Raw genomic sequence first — 22,147 nt, 5'->3', positions numbered from 1 at the left:
TTAGCAGCCAGGGCATAATCCGGAAAATAAAAAAAACCTGCAATTCATTGATTTGCAGGCTTTTGATGATTTTTGTTATTTCTTCAAGTGATCCTGCTTGGAACAATTTGAATTTGAAAGCGCTGGTGAATCAATTATTTACAGTTCCTTTCAAAATAGGTGACCGAAACGGTAACCGATTCTTTTGGCTTGTTTTGATACGTTTTAAGCATCAATTCGTCTTTCAAATTTACGAACTTCTCATGAGTATTACTGAAAGCACCTTGACGCATCCAATTTTTTGCGAAGAATTGTAGGAGGGGGGCTATACACCATATTATTGATTTCTTGGATAGCAACTGGATTTATAGTTTTGTCGTTCGTTGCCGCACTTCCGATAAGGCATGACAAACTATACACATTGCATAATTCTATCTTTGGAATCTGGATTTTGGTAAACCTTTTACCATCGTAAAGACAAAGTCCCGCCTCAGTGCCTATCCAAATTTTACCATCTCTATCTTCCAAAATGCAGTAAGCATTATTACTGTTTAGCCCATCGGCCACTAAAACCTGGCTAAACGATTTTCCGTCATATTTATAAAGACCATTTTCTGTAGTTCCGAACCAAAGGTTACCGGCTTTGTCCTGCATACCACATTGAACATTGCCATATTTAGGTGAGCCTATGGTTTTTACAAGTTTTGGATGTGCAACAGATAGTATGTTTGAGTTACTTACCTTTTCTTTTGGTAAGTCTTTTTTAGTTGATCCGTTGCAGGCAGTGCCAATAATAAACAGCAACAACAAAGTATATACGTGCATGAGTTAGATATTTCTTTTTTTGTAAGGATTTCAACAAACCTATTATTTTTTTGCTGAGGTGTGTTGGAGGGCTGGTAAAAGAATGTTAACGAAATGTAAATGTTGCTTTTACGGACTACTAGGGATTTTGTATCGTCTGTATTTGTTGACCTCCCTTACCAAAGGCTCTATCTGGGCACCTTGAGCAACGGATTTTTCATTTTTTTAAGTAGGTGAAGGTTTTGAAATACAGTTGCTGCTTTATATCGACGGATATTAATGTTTATGTGCCATTTTTCATCTATAATAAAGTTCTAAAAGCTGACTTCTCTCCTCGTTTGAAAACCTGTATTTTCCTATAATTTAGTTTTGATGCACGTGCGACTTTTCTTCATTATCGCCTTTTTTTCCTTCTGCCACATCAACGGTAAAGTCTGCTGTATGCACTTTTCCATCTATTTTAAACTGTGCCCACATTCTGTAAACTCCCGCTTTTTCGATATGTGTTTGTGCAAAAATCGGGAAACGACGGTCTGATACAGGATGAATGTGCAGAAATTCTTTGTCTACCTTGCCAATCATAACGATATGGGCAGATGCTCCCAGGTATTGTTGAAGATTAGTTTCCATCAATTCCCTTCCGTTTTTCTCAATGGATATTTCCAAGTGCTGTGTTTTATTAGTTCGGAAATCAATTCCGTTTTTGAGGATTACTCTGTATTCGTCGGTTTTTGAAACCCATTTGTTTGTAATCTCTTCATTACCTGCTACATCGTTTCCTTGCACTTCAATTTCTTGTCTGTGTAAAACCTGTGGCGAGCCGCTTGGTTTAAAATCTGCAAACAAAAGATACTTTCCACCTTTGGGAAATGTCTTCGTTACTACATATGTGCCGTCTGTCTGCTCTTCCGGGTGCATATGCCGGAACCAGGTTAGGTCTTCACTGACTGCCATCAAATGAATTTTCATTTCGTGTGAAATATCCAATGGCACAATTTGCTTATTTTCTTTGATAACAAATGTCAGTTTAGCTGGTTTTTCCGCCTCGACAGTTTGTGGAGACGTGATTAGCTGGACCTGATACTCATGTGATTTTTCCGATTGAACCGCTTCCAACTGCATTCCACACTTAGTGCAGTTGTCGCCTTGTTTTCCGGTTACTTCGGGATGCATAGGACAGATATAAATGCTTTCTATATCTGCATAAGGATGATTTTTCATATGTGATGATTTGTTTGTTTTGGGTGTAATTGCAGTATGCTTAATTGCCTCTGCAATTACTTATCCAAAAGTTATTACAGTTTTAATGAATTATGACATTTCGCTTTTTTGAGCATTTAAAAGCTCCATTTTAAAGCCCGTTTTTCGGATAATATCCATGACTTCCTGCTCGGTAATCCCTTCGGATTTTACAGTAAGCACTTTGTCTTTGCTGGCGGTGTCCACCTCCCAATGGCAAACGCCCTCGGCATCATTCAAAAAAGGAGTTACTTTGGCTAAACATCCTCCGCAGTTGATATTCGTCTTAAACTGAAAACTCTTCTCTTCCATTTTTTATTTTTATTGATGATACAAAGTTGAGCAAACAAAAGCGATTCTTTTTTACGTTATTTTCGATTTGATTTGTAAGATTTATTGAGACAATACATTAGGTCAGTGTCCTCAAAGCAACACCTGCAAGCCAGTCATAATTTATGATTTAACCGATTTGATAAAAAAAGTCGCAATGATTGCGGCAACCGCGCATACAACGGCAGCCGCGAGAAATGCAATTTGAAAACCTGCGTTCAGTGCGGTAATATCAGCTGGTCCCGCTGATTTAACCGCATTGGTTTTTGCAGCAGAAATAGCTACTATAATGGCCAGCCCCAATGCCGAACCTACCTGATAGCTTGTGTTTACCAACCCGGAGGCCAATCCCATTTCTTCGGGTTTGGCACCCGACATGGAAGCTATGGTGCCAGGAATATATGCTAGTGACATTCCTAACGCTCCCAATAACGATGCAGGTAATACGTTGACTGGGAATGTTCCATCAGGGGGAATAGTACTAAACAGCAGCAGCGAAGCAGTAAGTGCGATCAGTCCTGTTATCAGATTTGTTTTGAAACCAAACCTGGCTACCAACCTGCCTGTAATGCCTACCATCAAAAACATGATAGCAATCGTCATAGGCAGTAGTGCCAATCCACTGTTAAAGGCAGAATAATTCAGAGTCTGCTGCAGGTATAGATTAAGAAAAAACCACAAAGGTATCCAGGCGGCAGCCAGCAAAGCCATCACCAGGTTACCCGATGAAAGATTAGGGACTTTAAAGATTGTGAGCGGTATCAACGGCTCACTTTTCTGCTTTTGGATGACAAAGAAGATAGAGAACAGCAGCAATGACAGACCTAACAGCCCAATGGTCTGTAGCGATTTCCATCCTGCGCCTTCGGCCGATACGATGGCATACACCGTCAGCACCAATGCCGATGTTGCCAACATTGCACCAGCAACATCCACTTTCCCTTTTTGAGTATCACCTTTAAAAAGTAGGCTTCGGCTATAAAACAGGACACTAAGTCCTACGGGAATGTTAATGAGGAATACCCAATGCCAGGAAAGCCATTCGGTTATGGCCCCACCAAGGAAAACTCCGGCTGAACCGCCGGCGGCGGCGGAAGCACCCCAAAAACCTAACGCTTTATGGAGTTCTTTGGGGTCGGGGAACTTCGATAGCACCAAGGTAAGCGCTGCCGGAGCAATAAGCGCAGAGCCTAACCCTTGTAAAGCCCTTCCGATATTGAGGGCTGCCTCTGACCAAGCTATGCCTGCCAAAAGTGAGGCAGCAGAAAGAATTGTAAAGCCCCACATAAAAATCTTGCGGGCACCGAACAGATCCGACAAGCGCCCACCGAGCAGCAAAAAGCCGCCGAACGAGATAACATATGCGTTAAAAATCCATTGCAGGCCGCTTTGCGAATAGCCGATGTCTGCCTTTATTGCCGGCAAGGCTACTCCAATGATGGAGGTATCCATTATCACGACAAATTGTGCAGTACACAGCAAAAAAAGTGCTGACCAGCGTTTATTATATGGGGCAGATTTGCCCGTTGGAGATGATATATCCGTATTCATTTTATATTTAATTGTTTGAATTATAGATTTAACAGCCCAAGAGCTTGTTGTAACTCTATATGGAGCATGCGCAGATTATATACAGCATTCAGATAGTTTATTTTGGCTTGTGTCAGAGCCAACTCAGCATCTGTCAGCTCAAGTCTTGAACCTAAGCTATTCCGGAATCGGTCCTCCATCATCTGGTAGTTCAATTCTGCTGACTTTACCGTTGTTTTCTGTATATCCAGTTGCGAAGTGGCTTCTTTCCATTTGCTTACAATCGTGGCAAGTTCTGTTTTAACGGCCTCCTTCAGATCGTTAAGGCGTATATCTTCCTGCTGTGCTTTAATCTTTGCCTGACTGACTTGAGATTTGGTACGATTGCCGTTAAAAATAGGTACGCTAAGTTGCAGGCCTAAAAAGGAAGTTCTCGGCAAAGCGTATTGACCAAATTTCAGATCATCGGCTTGTGCCTGTAGCTGATACTGCCCTATTAGCGACAGTTGTGGCAACAGCTCTGCCTGCGCGGCCTTTATTTTTGTCTGCTGTAAGTCGATCGTCAGTTTTTGTATATTAAGGTCGTTTCGGTTTGTTTCGGCAATCCGAAATGCTTCATCAACTTTGTAAAATTCGCTTTGGCTTGTTTCTGCGCCAAGCTCAAGCTGATCTGTCAGTTCTATTTCCGTCGGCCCTTCCAATCCAATCAGCCTTTTAAGCTCAATGCCGGACACATTTATGTTGTTTTTTAAGTAAGAAACAGAGGATTTAAGATTTTCAACGGCAATAAAACTCCTCAAAGTATCTGACTTAAGGTTTCTTCCCTGGGCAAACAGCGACCGGGAATCGTGTAGCACCTTGATATTGCGCTGCAGGCTTTGGTCCAGCAGACCAAGCTGACGGTTCATCATCAACATATCCAGATAGCGCGTAGAAATCTGGAGTGCTACCCGGCTTTGGAGGTCGGCCGTCTTTTCGATCTCGATCTTTTCACTGAATTGTGAGGCCTTTGTACGCTCATGTATGGCAGGAGCGAGTATGGGCTGATGTAACGAAACGAATGTATTCAAGGCATTTCTTCCGCCAAAGGCTACGTCCTGCACTGGCTTATCGGTACCAGCAAACGAGCCCGGTAAGAATATAATTGGTCTTTCGAAGTAATAGGAATAAGCGGCATTCGCCGAAATGCTGGGCAGCAAGCCACCTCTTGTTTCCCGGACAATTTCTTTGGCCTGTATTTCTGCCAAAACCTGCACCTGAAGTGCCTTGTTTCCCTGCTTTGCCATTTCCAATGCATCTGTGAGGGCAAGCGTTCTTTTCTGTGCATACAATACATTACCGCTGCTTATCAATAGCAGTACGGTAACTGTATAAAAGATGTTTGTTTTCATTTTGTCTTCTTTGGGATTTAGAATCATTATGCTACCGCTGTCCCGTATACGTCGTCTATATTTTCTTCCACAATCACTGTTTCACCTTTCTTGCTGGATAAATAAGAGTAAACAGCTGGGATGATAAACAGGGTCAGTATTCCGGAAAAGACAAGTCCCCCGGCAATCACGATCCCTAATGACTGGCGACTGTTGGCCGTAAGTGCAATGGGCAATGCTCCGAATATCATCGCCAGCGACGTCATCAGGATTGGACGGAAACGTTGCTCTGCTGCCTGTATGGCCGCATCGAATTTTGAAAGTCCTGAATCTTTCAGGTGATTGGCAAATTCAACGATAAGAATTCCGTTTTTGGTGATCAGTCCAATCAGTGTAATAATCCCGATCTGACTGAACACATTTAAACTTTGACCAAACCAGGAGAGGCTGAGGATAGCGCCCGTTATTGCCATTGGCACCGTGAGCATAATGGTTAACGGATCACGCAGGTTTCCAAACTGTGCGGCTAAAATCATATAAATAAGTACCAATGCGAGAATAAGCGTAAAGGTGATATTACCCTGGCTTTCGGTATAGTCACGCGACTGGCCAGCTAATGTTGCTTTGAAGGTTTCACCCAATACTTCCAGCTTTATCCTTTCGATTTCCTGTATTCCTTCGGCAAGGCTCACTCCTGGTGCCATTGCTGCCGACACGGTAGCGGAGGTATATTGGTCGTACCGGTAAATGGCGGCAGGACTGATGGATTCTTCTGTTGTTATCAGATTGTTCAAAGGAATCATTGTACCAGATGCAGAACGAACACAAATCGCACTTAAATCACTTTTATCATTTCGATACTCACGGTTTAACTGCCCGATCACCTCGTATTGACGATCGTCTCGCAAGAAATATCCGTATCTCTGACCAGAGAAGGAAAGTTGTAATGTGTGAGCTACTTCCTCCATTGATACACCCATCATGGCAGCTTTCTGACGATCGATATTTATTTTTACCTCTGGTTTATTAATCTTTAAATCGGTATCAATAAACATCAGTTTTTTGCTTTGGCGTGCCGCTCCCAGGAATTTCGGAAGCACCGCCGTCAGGCTATCGAGGTTTTGCGATTGCAATACAAATTGAATTGGCATACCGCCACCATACCGGCTCCCGATGGTTGGCGGCAGATAGGGAAACAAAAGAAATCCTCTGAATTGCCCTGATGCGGCGCCATATTGGTTGTATAAGTCCTGGACGCTATGCTTTCTGTGTTTTGGATCTTTAAGATAGATGCTTTGTACTGCCACATTCACAGGTGCCGGAGCGGGAATGAAGGAAATAGCGACCATAGAATAGGTTTGATAAATTCCGTCAGTAGAATCGTTCACATATTTTCCCACTTCGGTCATGTGTTTTTTCATGTAGTCGAAAGAAACCCCCTCGGGAGCAACGGCAATGAGGTTCATGTTGGAACGGTCTTCAATCGGCGCCAATTCTGAAGGAAGCCCTTTACCAACAAAATAAATGAGTGCGGTAGTAGCTGCTAAGAATACCCAGGCTAACCATCTGACCTTCATAAATGCGGTGAGCAAGCGGGCATATCCATTATTCATGCCGATGAAAAATGGCTCGGTTACACGGTAAAACCAGCCTGGTCTTATTTTTTTTCTGAGGAAATAAGCACTGAGCATCGGTGTTAATGTCAATGCTACAAAGGCCGAAATCATTACGGAACCCGATACCACAATGGCGAATTCTTTGAAAAGCTGCCCGCTGATTCCTCCCATGAAAACGATCGGAAGAAAAACCGCTGCCAGCGTAATGGTCGTGGAAATAACCGCAAAGTAAATCTCTTTGGAGCCTTTAAACGCAGCCTGTATAGGCGTCATGCCTTCTTCTATCTTTTTATAAATATTTTCAAGTACAACGATGGCGTCATCCACCACCAGCCCTATGGCAAGCACCAATCCCAAAAGGGTTAATATATTGATGGAAAAACCTGCCACATACATAATGAAGAATGCGGAAATGATGGATACGGGAATAGCCAATACCGGAATAATGGTTGATCGCCAATCCCTAAGAAATAGAAAAATGATCAATACCACCAGTCCGAAAGCGATGAAAAGGGTTTCCTCTACCTCCTTGATCGATTCCCGAACAGAACTGGTATAGTCGAAACCAACAATCAAACGGTATTCCGACGGGACTTCTTCGCGTAGCTGATCTAAGCGCCTGTAAAATTCGTCTACCACTTCAATGGCATTTGCACCACGCTGTATCTGAATGGCCACGCCGATACCAATGCGGTTCAAGTTTCCGGTTTCGTTAATGATAGCGGTGCGCTCATTCACTTCTCCCAATTCGGCGGAACCGATATCTTTTAGACGAATTACTGTACTGCCCACTTGTTTGATGAGCATTTCTTCAAAATCTTTTGCCGAGGTAAGACGACCCATTGTACGGATACTAAGTTCGCTGTTGGTTCCTTCTATCCGACCGGCGGGCAGGTCAATATTCTCCCTCGCCAAGGCTTGGCGGATGTCTGCCGGAGTCAATTGATAAGCGGCAAGCTTTGCGGGATCAAAGCGAAGGCGCATGGCGTATTTGTGTTCGCCTACAATCGCTACGTTACTGATTCCCGGGATGGATTGCATTTTGTCTTTGATGATGGTCGATGCGAGGTGACTTACTTCTTTTATGTCTTTGGTGTCACTTTCCACCTCAAGGAATGCCACCAGATTGTCTGGCGAAGACGCCTTTTGCACAATAGGCGGATCCACATCTGTGGGGAGTTGCTTGCGGGATTTTGCTACTTTGTCTCTCACGTCGTTCAGCGCATCCTCTATGTCCACCTCACGGTTGAATTCTATCGAAATAACACTTACCTGTTCTCGGGATTCAGAGGAAATGGTGCGTATTCCGTTTGCTTCCGCAATAGATTCTTCCATTGGCCGGGTAAGCTTGGATGCAATCACATCCGGGCTTGCACCGGGATAGAACGTAATGACCGAAATCACTGGCGGTTCTGTTAAAGGAAATTCACGAACACCTAATTGTTTCCATCCTACTATTCCCAAAATAATAAGCAGGAGGGAAAATACCCCGGCTAAAACCGGCTTTCTTATACTTAAAGATGATAAGCTCATAATGCTCTGATTTGGAATTGATTATTTGGACACGACGGCTTTTACGGGAGTCCCGTCTCCCAGGCGCAGTATATTTGAAATAATGATACTGTCGCCAGTCGTGATACCGGATGTGATGATCGCATCCGATTCTGTCCTGTTGCTAATGGTCACTGCCATGGGCTTCGCCACGCCATTTTTTATCACAAAAACAGTGTAACCATTCTCTCCGGGCGTCAGGGATTCGGTGGGCACCATGATGCCTTTTGCTCCTTTGTGGGTAACACTGAAATAGACTTTGGCCGACAGCCCTGCCCGAAATTTTCCGCCCGCATTGGCCGTTACCGCCTGTACCTGCAAGCTCCTGCTTTGAGCGTCAAGGCCGGGCTCGGTGGCAGTGATAGTTGCCGAATATTCTTCGTCAGACAGCTCGGTAATAAACCTTACTTTTTTTTCGTTCTGTATCAACGGCAAGTATTTTTCAGGGACGGAGAAATTGATTTTGATGCTGCTTTGATCCTGCATTGTCACCAATTCTGCACCAGGCGAAACATATGCGCCCAGATGTACTTTTGAAATGCCCATTTTTCCTGAAAACGGAGCCCGGATTACAGTCTTGTCTAGGTCTACTTGAAGCAGCTCCTGCTGTGCGGACAGGGACCGGAAATGCATCACCGCCTCGTCGTATTCCTGTGGCCTCACAGTTTCGGTCTTTAATAGATTGCTCAGCCTGTCCTGATTCAGCCGGGCCAGCTCTAATTCGGCACCAACCTGTTTTAAGCGGGATCTGATGTCGGCATCATTCAGCATGTAAAGCACAGTTCCCTGGTTTACGAAGCTGCCATCTTTAAAGGCCACACGGGTAATTTTTTGGGGTAGTTCACTCACAATGGCAACTTCGCGTGAAGGCAACATCGTTCCCACAAGGGCTTCTTCCTGATCGAGCTGCTGCTCCTGTGCGACGCTAATGTCCACTGGCAATTTACCGGCATCGGCGTTAGCAGATACCTCTTTTGCTGGCGCTTTATCAGTCTTGTTTTCACAAGCAATCAGTAGGATACCCAACAGGGGAATTAAAATTCCCGACCTCCGGATAGTATGTTTGTAGAACATGTTATTAATGTTTAATGATGCAACAATCGATTCTAATTTGCCGGGCAAAATTACGCACTCATAATACCATGCTTCTTACACAGTTACAGGTAAGATTTGTGAGATTTACTTTGCGTTATTTCCCGAAGCAAATGAGTAGGTGGAGATGAATTAGAATGGAGAAGCATTAAAAAATAGAACCCAAGTTCATATAAACAAACCGGGTTTTTTAAAAGTTATTTTACTTTAATTGAGCTATTGAACCCGATTGTTTCGACCGAAAGGAATCAAACATTCTCTTATATGCGTAGCGAAAGATTTGGCGAAAAATATTATTTCTATAACTATTTTTATCTCATTAACTTGCACTTTTTTCTATCTGCTGCCTTCGGATAACTTCTAGCTTATTTTTTCTTATTTTCTTGAAATAGGTGGAGGTAAACCCCGTGTATTTTTTTAGCATATTGGACAGGTCAGAAGGATTATTTGTAACCCAGTGCGCTAGCTATCTCCTTAAATGATTGTTCGGTATAGACCAACAGTTCTTTTACTTTCTCTATTAACCTGATTACAAAGATCCTTTCCGGTGTAACCCCATATTTTGATAATAATAAATTACTGAATGCATTGTAATCTACATTCAGTTCGTTGGAAATCTGTGTAGAAAGAACTAAACATTTACCCGTGTCTAATTGGAACTGGATAATTTGATCCGCTACACTTTTTACCTTGCCAAACATCTCTGCGCGATCACTGACTAACTTTATTTGTAACATATCTTTTACTTTAAAAATTGAGATTCAAGTTCTCTGGAATATCCGTCATAATTCAAGACTCGGGGGTGACATGCGACGTATTGCTTATGGCTATTCCGGCTTTTTCAACAGCTTCTATCAACGCTTCTAACACTTCCTGGGTCACTTTCTACATCTTCTAACGGGAAGTAAACGGTTTCTATTTTTTTATTTGTTGCCATATCTCCGATTGATTTTTTGCAATACAAATTGATGACAAATATTAAAATCGCTGTTGTGTAGTTATGGAATTGATTTGTAATATTTACTTATACCTTATCCAATGGATTTCTTTTGCCTTCACGAATCTGTTTGAAATGACTTGGTGTTAAGCCAGTTACTTTTTTGAACTGGTTACTCAGATAGGCAACACTTGAGTAGTTAAGGCTGAATGCGATTTCGCTTAAAGATAACTCATCATAGACCAAAAGTTCTTTTACCTTTTCAACCTTTTGGGAAATAAAATATTTTTCTATCGTGGTGCCCTCCACCTCTGAAAATAGATTTGAAAGGTAATTGTAGTCATGGTTGAGTTTTTTGCCCAATATATCTGATAGATTGGCTTTTGCATCATTACCCTGATAATGCACCAGATTAATGATAACAATCTTTATCCCTTCTATGATCCTGCTTTTTTTATCGCCAATCAACTCAAAGCCCAAGAGTATCAGAGTTTCGTTCAGTACTTTTTTTTGTGCCTCAGTTAGCTCCTTTTCAAGGGTAACTTCTCCCAGCTTAACATTTTTCGATATAATGCCAAGTTTATCAAGCTCGCTCTGCACTACCGCAATGCAGCGGTTGCAGACCATGTTTTTTATAAATAGTGTTGCAATATTCATTTCTTCAGTTTTGGAGTCTACGTGTTGGCCTTTCTAGGATTATCATTTAACACCTGCATATTGAAAAAAAGAGGTTGCTAGGCAGCTAAATGTGACCTTAACCCACAAGTAGTTCACATTTAGCTGCCAATTGTCCACGCCAGGTTTGTACCACTTTTCCTGTAAGTAGCCCTGCCGAATGTGATCATTCGTACCACGTCCATCGGATCACTGTTAACCAGAATGATATCGGCGGTTTCAGCTGTCACATCCGTCCCTGAACCAACCGCTATGCCTGCATCTGCTTGCGCGGGTGCATCATTTAGGGGGGGCAAAGTGACAGGTAATCCTGTTTGGGGGGTGATTCTTAATGGAACCAGGATCTTGCTTGGTAATCGGCAATAACAGGCTTTTGAATTACGCTGGTTGGTTGCACTTTCAAAGCAAAGAAGGAGTCCGAGTGGGCGCCGTCGCAGCCGGAATCACTGTAATTATGGCTGTATTATAACATGCATAAGATAAGCTAACCGTAATCGGCGGGCAAATCATCATCGCTAAAATAAAAGCATATCCCTTCATTAGAGAATACATATGGTTTTTGACATTGCAAAGATTGCCATTTGGTTAAGGTTTTTTCTACACAATTGCTGCTATTGCTTACATAATTATGGAATGTGCTTCAATGAAAAGTAAATTGCAGGGATTCGATTTTTTCAACGCATAGAGGTGGGTAAATTTGCATTACTAGGTGCATGCTGCTATCTAAATTATGGGCTTTTATTACTCCCTTCATGCTGCGTGGTGGGGAAAGCTGCGCTAAACCGGGTGATAACGGGTTGTCCGAGCAAATTCTGGGAGCAGGTAGCCAAACCAGAAATTGCCATCTTGAACATTAAGAAATGAATCGCTACCCTGCGAGAAAAGAACTCTTAATTGGCAATCAAATGACCGGCCAGCATTTCCTTTAGATCTTTTATATTACTGCAAATGCCCGCTACATGCCCTTGCTTATCCAATAGCATATGAGTAGGAAAGGTATTCACACTCAGAGTGTCGATAACATAACCTTTCTTATCGCCAACTACGGCGTAGTCAAACCTTCTGTTGGCCAAAAATTTTTGCAATGCGGGCCGGGGATCCAGTGCGATGCTGAGGAAAACAACGTCGGTTCGTGTGCTGTTTTTGTTCACGATGGCGTTTAATTCGGGCATTTCGGCGATGCAGGGTTGGCAGCCAATAAACCAGAATTTCATGACTAGGAATTTGTCCCGGATGGCTTTTGAGTCAAAAGTTCGGCCGTCGATTGATTGGTAGCCGAACCCTTCAAGAGGTTTCCCGATTTTGAGAAAATCTTTGAAATCGCTGTAGGCTGTGGCACGAAGCTGGTTTCGGATGTTTTCTTCGCTGCTGGTATCCAGTTTTTTGAGCTGGTACTGAATAGTCGTATCGCCCTGAGTATACTTCAAAACTGCGTATTCACCTGTCCGGTATTTTTGCATGAATGAGTCGAGCGGGATTACGCGCGCATCTGTGTCGAATGGGGTAAAATGCTTATAGAATTTAATGTTGCTAGAATGATAAGCCCACCAATGCGAGAAGTCGGAAAGAGCATCTTTCGTGCCGGGGGCGGGCTTTCCCAACTTTGCCCGATCATCCGAGCAGGATAAACTGCAACTGAGGAGCACGAGCAGGATGATTTTCGCAGAATTCATGACATTTCGCGTTTGCGTCATTTGGAGTTCTAAATGTAGAAATAAATTACATATGGCATATTTGCGGCGGCAAAAGCTGGTTAAAAAGCGCTAAAAATCAGCCTTTCAAAAAGTTCTAAACGCAATAAAAGCCCCTCGGCTTTCGCTAAGGAGCCTTTGCACCCGCAACGGAACAAATTTTGAACCAAATGCCTGATGAGTTACGAAGGTTAGCGGATCAGGCCCCTTCTTATAAAGTGCTGATGTTGTTCCTTCTAATAGCTGGCCGGCGCACCAGCAGGTGTCACATATCGCTGAACACGACTTTGCCCATTTCCAGTTGCTGCAGTTTCAAGCTGATCTTACCTGTCATTGATCGATGCAAAATAAACGGCGAGATGTGTGTACATGCCTTTGCGGAAATCTTCTTGTGTGCCGTTTTTCAACAAAAGGAACAAATCTTCATGGGTTACCGGATTGGCAATTTCGAATTTTACCCCTTTGTCGTAAAATCCTGAGAAAACGTGGTCAAATGTGGGCATGAGTAAAGTCTGAAACCGGTTAAAAGTATCGTTTCCAGTCATTTCATAGAGTTTTCCATGAAATGCAATCTCTTCTTCTTTTGAAACAACAGTAGGGTGTTTCTGCTTTTTCACAATCGCTTCCAGCTCGTCCAGGTCTTTTTCGGTTTTGCGGGCGAAAAGGAACTCAGAGATACCCATCTCCAGAATGAGTCTGAGCTCGAATAGGTCTTTCAGGTTGTCGCTGCTCAGTAAAAACGGATTAAGGACTTTCTCTATGCCAGCCAGGAGATCCGGCTGGGACATCACCATTCCTCTTCTGGGGCGCGCTTCTATCATGCCCAGCATGCGCAATCTGCTCAGCGCTTCCCTTACGACATTTCTGCTAACGTTCAGTTTTTGAGCCATTTCCAGCTCGTTCGGAAGTGAATCTCCCGGTTTAAAAGCGTTTTCGGTAAAATATTCGCGCAGTATATTTTCAACCCGGTCGGTCATCGAAAGGCTTTCCAACGGTTCGAGTGTGTTGGATTTTGAATCAGTCATTGTTCCTCTTTTTTCCACAAATGTAGCGCAAGGTATCGGCAATACTAAAATATTGAAGGTATAATATATTTTTTCATACAAATCATTTTATAATTAAATACTATCATTACATTTGTCCTACAAATAAAATTACAAAGAAAATTTGCCGCATTCTTGATATTCAGATACAAACAGGTATGATTTAACTCTTTAACCACATGAAATCAATGCGAAGTTTTTACTTTCCGATTATTATTCTTTTGTATTCTGTCGTAGCCATAGTCCCCAATGCAATGGCCCAGCAGATTATTAAGGGCGTTGTGCGGTCTGGCGAGGACAATGCGCCGATGCCTTTTGTAACCATCATGGTAAAGGGTACGCAGACTGGGGTAAACACGAATGCGCAGGGTGGTTACGAGATCCCGGCAGCTTCCGGGCAAACGCTTATTTTCAGCTTCGTCGGTTACAAGTCTGCGGAAGTTGTGGTAGGTGGGCAATCTGAAATTAATGTGGTTCTTCAACCGGAGCTGAAAAACCTTAACGAGGTACTCGTTGTCGGCTATGGGCGGCAGTCTCGGGAAAATGTCACTTCTTCCATTTCAAAGCTGGACAACAAGGTGTTGGAAAACATACCTTTTGCCAACGCGGCGTCTGCATTGCAGGGAAGTATTGCGGGTTTGCGGGTTCAGAGCACCAGCGGCCAGCCCGGTGCAGCGCCAAGGATCGTACTGAGAGGCGGGACCTCCATTAACAACCCGAATGGGTCGGCACCGCTTTATATTGTGGACGGTGTGATACGTCCCAATATGAATGATATCAGTTCAGAAGAAATCGAGTCGATGCAGGTACTGAAAGATGCCGCATCCACGGCAATCTATGGTGCCAGGGCATCCAACGGTGTTGTCATTATCACAACAAAATCCGGTAAGGCCGGAAAGCTAAAGGTTTCATATCAGTATAATGTATCGTTCTCGGACATAGTGAAACGCTATGATCTGGTTTCGGCAAGGGACTACGTTACCTACCAGAGGCTGGGTGTGCAGGCCACTTCAAAAGTGACCGGCAATACCGCTTACCTCACCAATTTGCTAGGTAAATCGGGGTACGGGACCGGTAATGACCTTACGAATACTTCTCCTTACACAACCCAGTACCTGACGCCGCAAAATGAATACAAGCTTAATGAAGGCTGGGAGAGTATGCCGGATCCGATCGATCCTTCCAAAACGATCATTTTCAAAGGGACCGATTTTCAGGATATCCTGTTCAGGACCGGCGTGACACAAAACCACCACGTTTCCCTTTCCGGGGGTAACGACAAGGCGACTTTCAGCGCAGGCGTTGGTTACATGGATGCACAGGGAATTGCAATCACCACCAAATACAACAGGCTGACCTTCGACATGAATGGAGATCTTTATGCGAGTGATAAGCTGCGTTTTTATTCCAGAATGATGTTTTCGAGTTCGGGAAATAACCAGGTTTTTTCCGATAACAGCCTTTTCGAAAGATCTATCGACGTTGCCCCTACGACCAAGTATACTTTTGAGGACGGTAGCCTGGCACCCGGACAGGGGCAGTCGATCGGAAATCCTGAGTATCATTTGAATAAACTAAAGACCAAACGTACAGCGCAGAACCTGTCGCTCGCCATTGGTGCTAACTGGGATATTTTGCCCGGATTGTCCTTTGCTCCGCAGCTTTCTATATTTAAATCTGATGGTGCAAACCGTTCTTTTCAGCAGGCTTATTACAATGGACCGGCAACTTATGTTTCAACAAGGACCGCATCGGGATCTTACCTTTCCCGGACGCAATACCAGGCGGATGTCGTTTTGAATTATGCCAAAACATTTGCGGAGAAACACAATCTGGAAGCGAAAATAGGAGGCTCCTATTTCAGGAGGGACACTACCGGTCTAGCTGCCACGGGACAGGGCGCGTCGACGGATCTTATCCCGACTCTCAATGCTTCGGCAGTGCCGGTTTCAGTCGGCGGTTATGAAAGCCAGCAGGTCCTCGTCGGCTATTTCTCGAACATCAATTATAATTTTGATCAGAAATACCTGATTTCACTGAGCGCCAGGTATGATGGTGCTTCCAATTTGGGTGCGAATCATCAGTGGGGTTTCTTCCCCGGCGTATCGGTGGGCTGGAATGTTCACAAGGAGCGGTTCTGGACTGCCCTTCCCGATAATCTACTCCGGCTGAAATTGCGTGCCAGCTACGGCGTGAACGGGAATATCAGCGGACTTTCTGATTTTCAATCGCAGGGACAATATAGCGTAGGTTCACAATATGGTACCAATGCCGCGGTGACCAATACTGTCCTGGCGAATTATGACTTAAAATGGGAACGTTCCAAAACCCTCGATTTCGGTGCCGATATCGGTGTTTTTAACAATCGTATCAACTTCCTTTTCGACTATTACCGACGTGTTACGGATGATTTGCTGACCGATCTTACTTTGCCTCTTTCAACCGGTTTTCCAAGCATACGCACCAATCTGGGCAGTCTGGAAAATAAGGGCATCGAGCTCGAACTGAGCGCCAGGGTCTTGCCGTCGTCCGCGGCGATCAGCTGGGACATATCTTTCAATGCAGCCAAAACAAGGCAAAGGATCCTGACGCTGCCAGCTAACGGGCAAATCAACAACCGGGTAGGCGGTATTCAGGTTTGGGACCCCGAAACGGGTGCGCTTGCCTGGAAAGGCGGTTTGCAGGAAGGCGGCAGGGTGGGTGACATGTACTCTTACAAACAGTTGGGGATCTATGCAACGGACGAGGAGGCTTCGAAAGCGCCGGTGGATAACCTCATCTCACGAACCAATAAAACCAAGTATGGTGGTGATGTGATTTGGCAGGACTTGGATGCGAATGGAATTATTGACGGGACAGACAGGGTCTATGTGGGAAATCCCTACCCGGCCTGGACTGGTGGGTTCAGCAATTCTCTGGGCTACAAGGGAATCAATCTTTTCCTGCGCCTGGATTATACCACAGGCCATGTTATTTACAATTATCCGCGTGCCCAGATGGTGGGGCAGTTTCAGGGTGATGTGGGTTTGTCCAAGGAAGTGCTGAAATCCTGGAAACAGCCCGGTGATATTACTGAAGTCCCGAAATATTACTGGGCAGACCAGAACGGCCAGAATAACCTGTACCGCGGCGGGGTTGGCGTGAACGGCGGGAATTCCCGGTATTATGAAAAAGGCGATTTCCTGGCAGTCAGGGAAGTAACGCTGAGTTATTCATTGCCCAAGTCCCTGCTTTCGAAAGTGAAGATCAGTGCGCTCCGCTTTAATGTGACGGCCAATAACCTTCATTATTTCACCAGGTATATGGGACTGAACCCCGAGGACGGCGGTACCGATCGGGGCAGATATCCGATCCCCCGTACCATCCTGCTAGGTGTAAATGTTTCTCTCTAACCTTCAGACGATTGTGAAAAAGACTTATAAAATGCTATTGATGGCGGTGTTTGTGAACCTGGCGCTCAGTTCCTGCACAGATAACCTGGATTTGCTTCCCACAAGCGTGATCGGCAATTCGTCTTTCTGGAAAACAGAAGATGATGCCCGGGGTGGCACTTACGGCATGTATGTGGCCCTACGCAGTCAGGCCAGTAAGAATTTGTTCCTTTGGGGAGAAGGCAGAAGTGAAACAGTAGGTAGTGGTGTTCAGGGCCTGGACGGGCGGGAAAGATATTACCTGAATACCCTTGACGCGACGACCGCGGGCCCGGAATGGCAGGGAATGTATACCGTCATTCACCAGGCAAATCTGCTTCTGAAACACATTCCTGAAATCAGTTTCACATCGGAGGCATCCAAAAATGACATGCTTGCCCAGGCTTACGCCATGAGAGCGTATGTGTATTTTACGATGATAAAAACCTGGGGGGACCTGCCGCTGGTAACCGAGCCGACCGAAGCGTTTACCGCGGAATCTATTCAAAAGGAGCGAACCTCCAAAGAAAATATTTTCAAGCAGATCAAGGAAGATATCGATAAAGCGGTTTCACTGTTCTCTGCCAATACCATACCGGCGGGGAGGTTTGTTTGGTCAAAACCCTCTGTTAATGCGCTGAAAGCCGACGTATTTCTATGGACGGGCAAAGTGCTGAACGGCGGAGCAGCGGATTTTACAACCGCTCTGAATGCATTGAATGAAATAAAAACAGCGGACGTCGCCCTGCTCGATAATTATGCGAGTGTATTCGATTACGCTAATAAGGGCAACAAGGAGATTCTGTTCGCGATACGTTTTCAGCAAAACGAGGTAACCGACAATGATTTTGTGAACATGTATTTCGCAGCTGCTTATGTTCCGAATGACATCGACGCAACGGCTTCTGCCGCGCTGGGTGTTGCGAACGGCAACAATTTCTGGGCGCCTTCCGCTGTATTCAGGAACCAGTTCACTACGAACGACATAAGAAGGAATGCCACTTTTACCGAAATCTACACTGCTACGACCGGCACGCGCGCTTTCTACGGCGCTTTCCAGACCAAATTCAAAGGTGGCATCAATGCGGGCGTGCGACTGTTCCTCAACGATTACATCATCTATCGCTATGCGGATATCCTGCTGATGGTGGCCGAAGCAAAGAATGCATTGGGGCAGGATCCTACTGCCGAGATCATGCAGGTCAGAGCACGGGCATATGGTGCTGCAGTGGGGGCGCACCCATTTGTGAATGGAACGAAGGCTGATAACGATGAAGTGATCCTGAAGGAGCGATTACTGGAGCTTGGCCTTGAGGGAAAGCGCTGGTGGGACCTGATCCGGTTCGGAAAGGCATTCGAGAAGGTTCCCGCGCTTCAGTCAAGGGCCGACAAGCAGTACCTGTTGCTGTTCCCAATATCATCTAATACGTTAAGCCTCGAAACAAAAGTAAAACAAAATCCGGGCTACTAAATTAATAATAGCCTCGGTGTGTGAACTGGATAAGCCCATAATCCTTTAATCCTTAGCCTTTTACCCTTAACTCTCTAACCCTTTATTTTAATTTATTCTCTCAATAACATGCTCAATAAAATGGAAATAGGAGGTCTTTGGCCCGCGCTGCTTACCCCGGTTGATCAGGATGGTGCCCCGGAATTTACTGAACTTGAAAAAATTGTCCAGGTTTGTGTCGATCAGCGACTCGATGGCTTGTACATTCTTGGTTCGACCGGTCAGGGGGTGTTATTTAATGAAAAACAGCGGATAGCCGTCACCCGTAAGGTAACGGAAATCGCGGGTAACAGGATCCCTGTTATCGCCCAGGTAGGGGCACTCAATACCCGTGAATCTGTCAGGCTCGCACAAGCTGCACAGGAGGCAGGCGTATATGGCATTTCCACTGTTGCGCCTATCTATTACCAGGGTGGCGTGAACAATGCGTTAGCCCATTATCGTGCGATCAGCTCCTCGATAGACATACCGTTTTTTCCCTATCACGTAGGTAACCAGAGTATTTTCGGCGGGGATGCCCGTTATTATATTGACCAGATCCTAACCTTGCCGAACATTGAAGGAATGAAGCTCACGACACAAAATTTGTACGAGATCAGTCTGATGCACATTCTGGCCGGTGACGATCTCAGACTTTTCAGTGGCGCCGACGAACTTTTCTGCCAGGGGACTTTGTGCGGCACGGTGGGCGCAATCGGCAGCTTTTTTAATCTGTGGGGGGAAGAATGCAAGTATGTCCGGAGAGCATTTATGGCCGGTAATTTTGAGCTTGGCAGTCGTTTTATGCTGACTTTCCAGGAGATCATAAATTTTGTTCTGCCCAACATCTGGACCTTCTTTCAAAAAGCGATGATCATGAAACACGGGGTCGATATAGGGATTCCGAATCCACCGCTCGGGCTTGGCAATAGCGAATGGAAGGAAGAGGATATTCAGGAAATCCTTGATCGCATCTCAGCCGTAACCGGTATCGGTACGCATTAAAATTAACAGGCACGTTATCTCCGAAGAAAATGTCACAATCGCGTAAATTTATTTTTCTGATCGCCTGCTGGATTTATTCTTTGCAATGGGTGCAGGCCCAGCCTGTTTTCAGTGAGCAAAACGGGAAAATAACGGTCTCTCAGGCTTGGATACCCAAAAATGCAGAGGAACTCAAAGGTCAGGTAATGGGGCCTTTTGTAAGAAACAAAGATGGAGATATTGTAGCAATCGACGGTAACAAAAGCCTGATCAGCAAAGACGAAGGCAAAACCTGGGAAGCGTATGAGCTGTTCGATACGCCGGGTAAATTCAATATCTCGGGTGAAAGGGCATTGCTGACAACCCGAAATGGGATCATCATTCTTGCATTTCTAAATCTTGCCGAACGCGCCAACTGGAACTGGAATGCCGAAACCTCGGATTCGCCCGGCGCAACTCTTCCTACTTATACCATGCGCAGTCTGGACGGAGGGAAAACCTGGCGGGACATTCAAAAACGACATAATGAACACACGGGGGCCATTCGCACGATGATCGAAACGGCCAAGGGGAGCGTTGTTTTCACTTCCATGATGATGCGGCATAATCCCGGGCACCATACGGTCCTTACATACACTTCCCCGGACGAGGGTAAAACCTGGGAAAGGTCGAATGTGATTGATCTTGGCGGAATTGGTCACCATAGCGGTGTAACGGAGTCGACCATTGTACAGCTGAAAAACGGCCGGATCTGGCAGCTGATGCGGACCAACTGGGGGACTTTCTGGGAAGCATTTTCCGATGACGAAGGCATTACCTGGAAGGAGATTAAGCCCACGGGAATTCCTGCGAGCTCAGCGCCGGGTCAGCTCAAACGGCTTGCCAGCGGTAAGCTCGTTCTGATCTGGAACCGTCGTTTTCCGGAGGGCAAAGATACCTATCCACTTCGGGGTGGTGATAACCAGTTTTCGGAAGTGGCCGCCAGCAACCATCGGGAAGAGCTGTCAATTGCGTTTTCAGATAATGACGGGAAAACATGGACCAAGCCGAAAGTGATTGCAAAATCCTACAAAATTCAGAACAGCGACACATCGAAAGCCTGGATTTCCTATCCCTACATTTTTGAGATCAAACCCGGCGAACTTTGGGTAACCACCATGCAGGGCGATCTGAGGATGAAGCTTAGCGAGAAGGACTTTATCAATTGAAGCTGATGCCGGAGCAACAACCATAAAATTCAGCCATTATTATGATGAGTAAATACAAATTGTTCTTTTTCTTCTTTGGCCTCGTCGTGGTACACATGGCGGATGCCCAGACTCCCGGTAGCACGTCCCCCGAACTCGTTCTTAAACTGGAACCGGGAGAAGACAACCCCAGAAACAGCGAAGGGGATTTTGTGACACTCAAAGACGGGCGCATACTTTTCATTTACAGCCGTTTTACCGGGGCATCGGCAAGTGATTTTGCCGCGGCCTATCTGGTTGGAAGATATTCGTCCGATGGTGGCAGGACCTGGACCCGGGACGACCGCGTGATTGTGAAGAACGACGCCGGAATGAACGTGATGTCCGTTTCTCTTTTGAGGCTGAAAAACGGGGACATTGCCTTGTTTTACGCCCGAAAGAATTCGGTTGATGACTGTATTCCCTTCATGCGCATATCAAAAGATGAAGGCGAAACATGGAGCGGGCCCGTTGCCTGTATAACTGACAAAAAAGGCTACTTCGTGCTAAACAACAACCGGGTGATCCAGTTGAAAAGTGGTAGAATTCTTGTACCTGTGGCCTGGCATGTAACACCTCCCGGAGGTAAGTTTAACGACCGGGGCAAATTGTATGTTTACCGCTCCGATGACAATGGCGCGAGCTGGTCTTCGAGCCCGGAAATAGCCAATCCCGACGATGTAACGACGCAGGAACCGGGATTGATTGCGCTGAAAAAGAATAAGATCATGATGATTATTCGCACGGATGCAGGTTTTCAATATCAGTCTTTTTCCAACGACAATGGCGCAACCTGGGGACCGGCAGCGGTCACCGGCATCCAATCGCCGGTATCTCCTGCGACGATTGCACGCATTCCGTCGACGGGAGATTTGCTGATGGTCTGGAACAACAATGGGCTGACCGGGCCAATCAAAGGATGGCGCACACCTCTGAACATAGCTTACTCCAAAGACGAAGGCAAAACCTGGCAGAATAGAAAAGTAGTAGAAAGTGACCCAGAGGGCTGGTATTGCTACACTGCAATCCATTTTGTAGGGAAAAATGATGTGCTGCTCAGCTACTGTGCGGGCAACCGGCCAAAGCGGACCAGCTTATCTGTCACCAATGTAAAACTGCTGAGCCTTGACTGGATTTACCAATGAAAAGCCGTTTGTCATGATTGTACTAAGGAGCCTTTT

The 22,147-nt window shown here is 45.2% G+C and carries 16 protein-coding genes and 1 pseudogene; 5 read left to right on the top strand and 12 right to left on the bottom strand.

Features of this window, described 5'->3' with window-relative positions; genetic code table 11:
- Positions 1–249: 249 nt before the first annotated feature.
- The 12 genes and pseudogenes from BP71_RS32860 to BP71_RS32805 all read right to left on the bottom strand — a co-directional run bounded on the left by BP71_RS32860 (position 250) and on the right by BP71_RS32805 (position 13,839).
- Entirely contained in the window at positions 250–804 is a 555-nt protein-coding gene (locus BP71_RS32860; protein WP_496385881.1) for a two-component regulator propeller domain-containing protein, read from the bottom strand.
- A gap of 342 nt (positions 805–1,146) precedes the next feature.
- Positions 1,147–2,004, bottom strand: a complete 858-nt coding sequence (locus BP71_RS32855) for a DUF8832 domain-containing protein (RefSeq protein WP_496385880.1) — start codon at positions 2,002–2,004, stop codon at positions 1,147–1,149.
- A 90-nt stretch (positions 2,005–2,094) separates the two neighbouring features.
- Positions 2,095–2,334: a heavy-metal-associated domain-containing protein gene (locus tag BP71_RS32850; RefSeq protein WP_496385879.1), complete on the bottom strand. Its 240-nt coding sequence runs from the start codon at positions 2,332–2,334 to the stop codon at positions 2,095–2,097.
- Positions 2,335–2,475: 141 nt separating this feature from the next.
- The gene (locus tag BP71_RS32845; protein WP_496385878.1) at positions 2,476–3,903 is read right to left on the bottom strand and encodes an MFS transporter; all 1,428 of its coding nucleotides are present in this window, start codon (positions 3,901–3,903) and stop codon (positions 2,476–2,478) included.
- Positions 3,904–3,923: 20 nt separating this feature from the next.
- Positions 3,924–5,273: a TolC family protein gene (locus BP71_RS32840; RefSeq protein ID WP_496385877.1), complete on the bottom strand. Its 1,350-nt coding sequence runs from the start codon at positions 5,271–5,273 to the stop codon at positions 3,924–3,926.
- Positions 5,274–5,299: 26 nt separating this feature from the next.
- Positions 5,300–8,401, bottom strand: a complete 3,102-nt coding sequence (locus BP71_RS32835) for an efflux RND transporter permease subunit (RefSeq protein ID WP_496385876.1) — start codon at positions 8,399–8,401, stop codon at positions 5,300–5,302.
- Positions 8,402–8,422: 21 nt separating this feature from the next.
- The gene (locus BP71_RS32830) at positions 8,423–9,493 is read right to left on the bottom strand and encodes an efflux RND transporter periplasmic adaptor subunit (RefSeq protein ID WP_496385875.1); all 1,071 of its coding nucleotides are present in this window, start codon (positions 9,491–9,493) and stop codon (positions 8,423–8,425) included.
- 461 nt (positions 9,494–9,954) lie between these two features.
- Positions 9,955–10,248: a helix-turn-helix domain-containing protein gene (locus BP71_RS32825; RefSeq protein ID WP_496385873.1), complete on the bottom strand. Its 294-nt coding sequence runs from the start codon at positions 10,246–10,248 to the stop codon at positions 9,955–9,957.
- A gap of 287 nt (positions 10,249–10,535) precedes the next feature.
- Positions 10,536–11,105 carry a helix-turn-helix domain-containing protein gene (locus BP71_RS32820; RefSeq protein ID WP_496385872.1) on the bottom strand — a complete coding sequence of 190 codons (570 nt, stop codon included), beginning with the start codon at positions 11,103–11,105 and terminating at the stop codon, positions 10,536–10,538.
- A gap of 125 nt (positions 11,106–11,230) precedes the next feature.
- Positions 11,231–11,410: pseudogene (locus tag BP71_RS32815) on the bottom strand (hypothetical protein); the annotation flags it as partial.
- 603 nt (positions 11,411–12,013) lie between these two features.
- Positions 12,014–12,796 carry a TlpA family protein disulfide reductase gene (locus tag BP71_RS32810; RefSeq protein ID WP_496385870.1) on the bottom strand — a complete coding sequence of 261 codons (783 nt, stop codon included), beginning with the start codon at positions 12,794–12,796 and terminating at the stop codon, positions 12,014–12,016.
- Between the two features lie 341 nt (positions 12,797–13,137).
- Complete coding sequence (locus BP71_RS32805) at positions 13,138–13,839, bottom strand: FadR/GntR family transcriptional regulator (protein WP_496385869.1); 702 nt, start codon at positions 13,837–13,839, stop codon at positions 13,138–13,140.
- A gap of 206 nt (positions 13,840–14,045) precedes the next feature.
- Here BP71_RS32805 and BP71_RS32800 point away from each other — a divergent pair, with 206 nt between their 5' ends.
- The 5 genes from BP71_RS32800 (at position 14,046) to BP71_RS32780 (ending at position 22,111) form a co-directional block, all read left to right on the top strand.
- Complete coding sequence (locus BP71_RS32800; protein WP_496385868.1) at positions 14,046–17,249, top strand: SusC/RagA family TonB-linked outer membrane protein; 3,204 nt, start codon at positions 14,046–14,048, stop codon at positions 17,247–17,249.
- A 13-nt stretch (positions 17,250–17,262) separates the two neighbouring features.
- A complete protein-coding gene (locus BP71_RS32795) occupies positions 17,263–18,738 on the top strand; it encodes a RagB/SusD family nutrient uptake outer membrane protein (RefSeq protein WP_496385867.1) in 1,476 nt (491 codons plus the stop codon).
- Between the two features lie 108 nt (positions 18,739–18,846).
- Positions 18,847–19,761, top strand: a complete 915-nt coding sequence (locus tag BP71_RS32790; protein WP_496385866.1) for a dihydrodipicolinate synthase family protein — start codon at positions 18,847–18,849, stop codon at positions 19,759–19,761.
- Positions 19,762–19,790: 29 nt separating this feature from the next.
- The gene (locus BP71_RS32785) at positions 19,791–20,948 is read left to right on the top strand and encodes a sialidase family protein (protein ID WP_496385865.1); all 1,158 of its coding nucleotides are present in this window, start codon (positions 19,791–19,793) and stop codon (positions 20,946–20,948) included.
- Positions 20,949–20,992: 44 nt separating this feature from the next.
- Positions 20,993–22,111, top strand: coding sequence for a sialidase family protein (locus tag BP71_RS32780; RefSeq protein WP_496385864.1), 1,119 nt, complete (start codon positions 20,993–20,995; stop codon positions 22,109–22,111).
- Positions 22,112–22,147 lie beyond the last annotated feature (36 nt).

The organism is Dyadobacter ginsengisoli DSM 21015 (assembly GCF_059568735.1).
The sequence above is the reverse complement of the archived record's forward strand: the minus strand, read 5'-3'. Positions and strand labels throughout refer to the sequence as shown.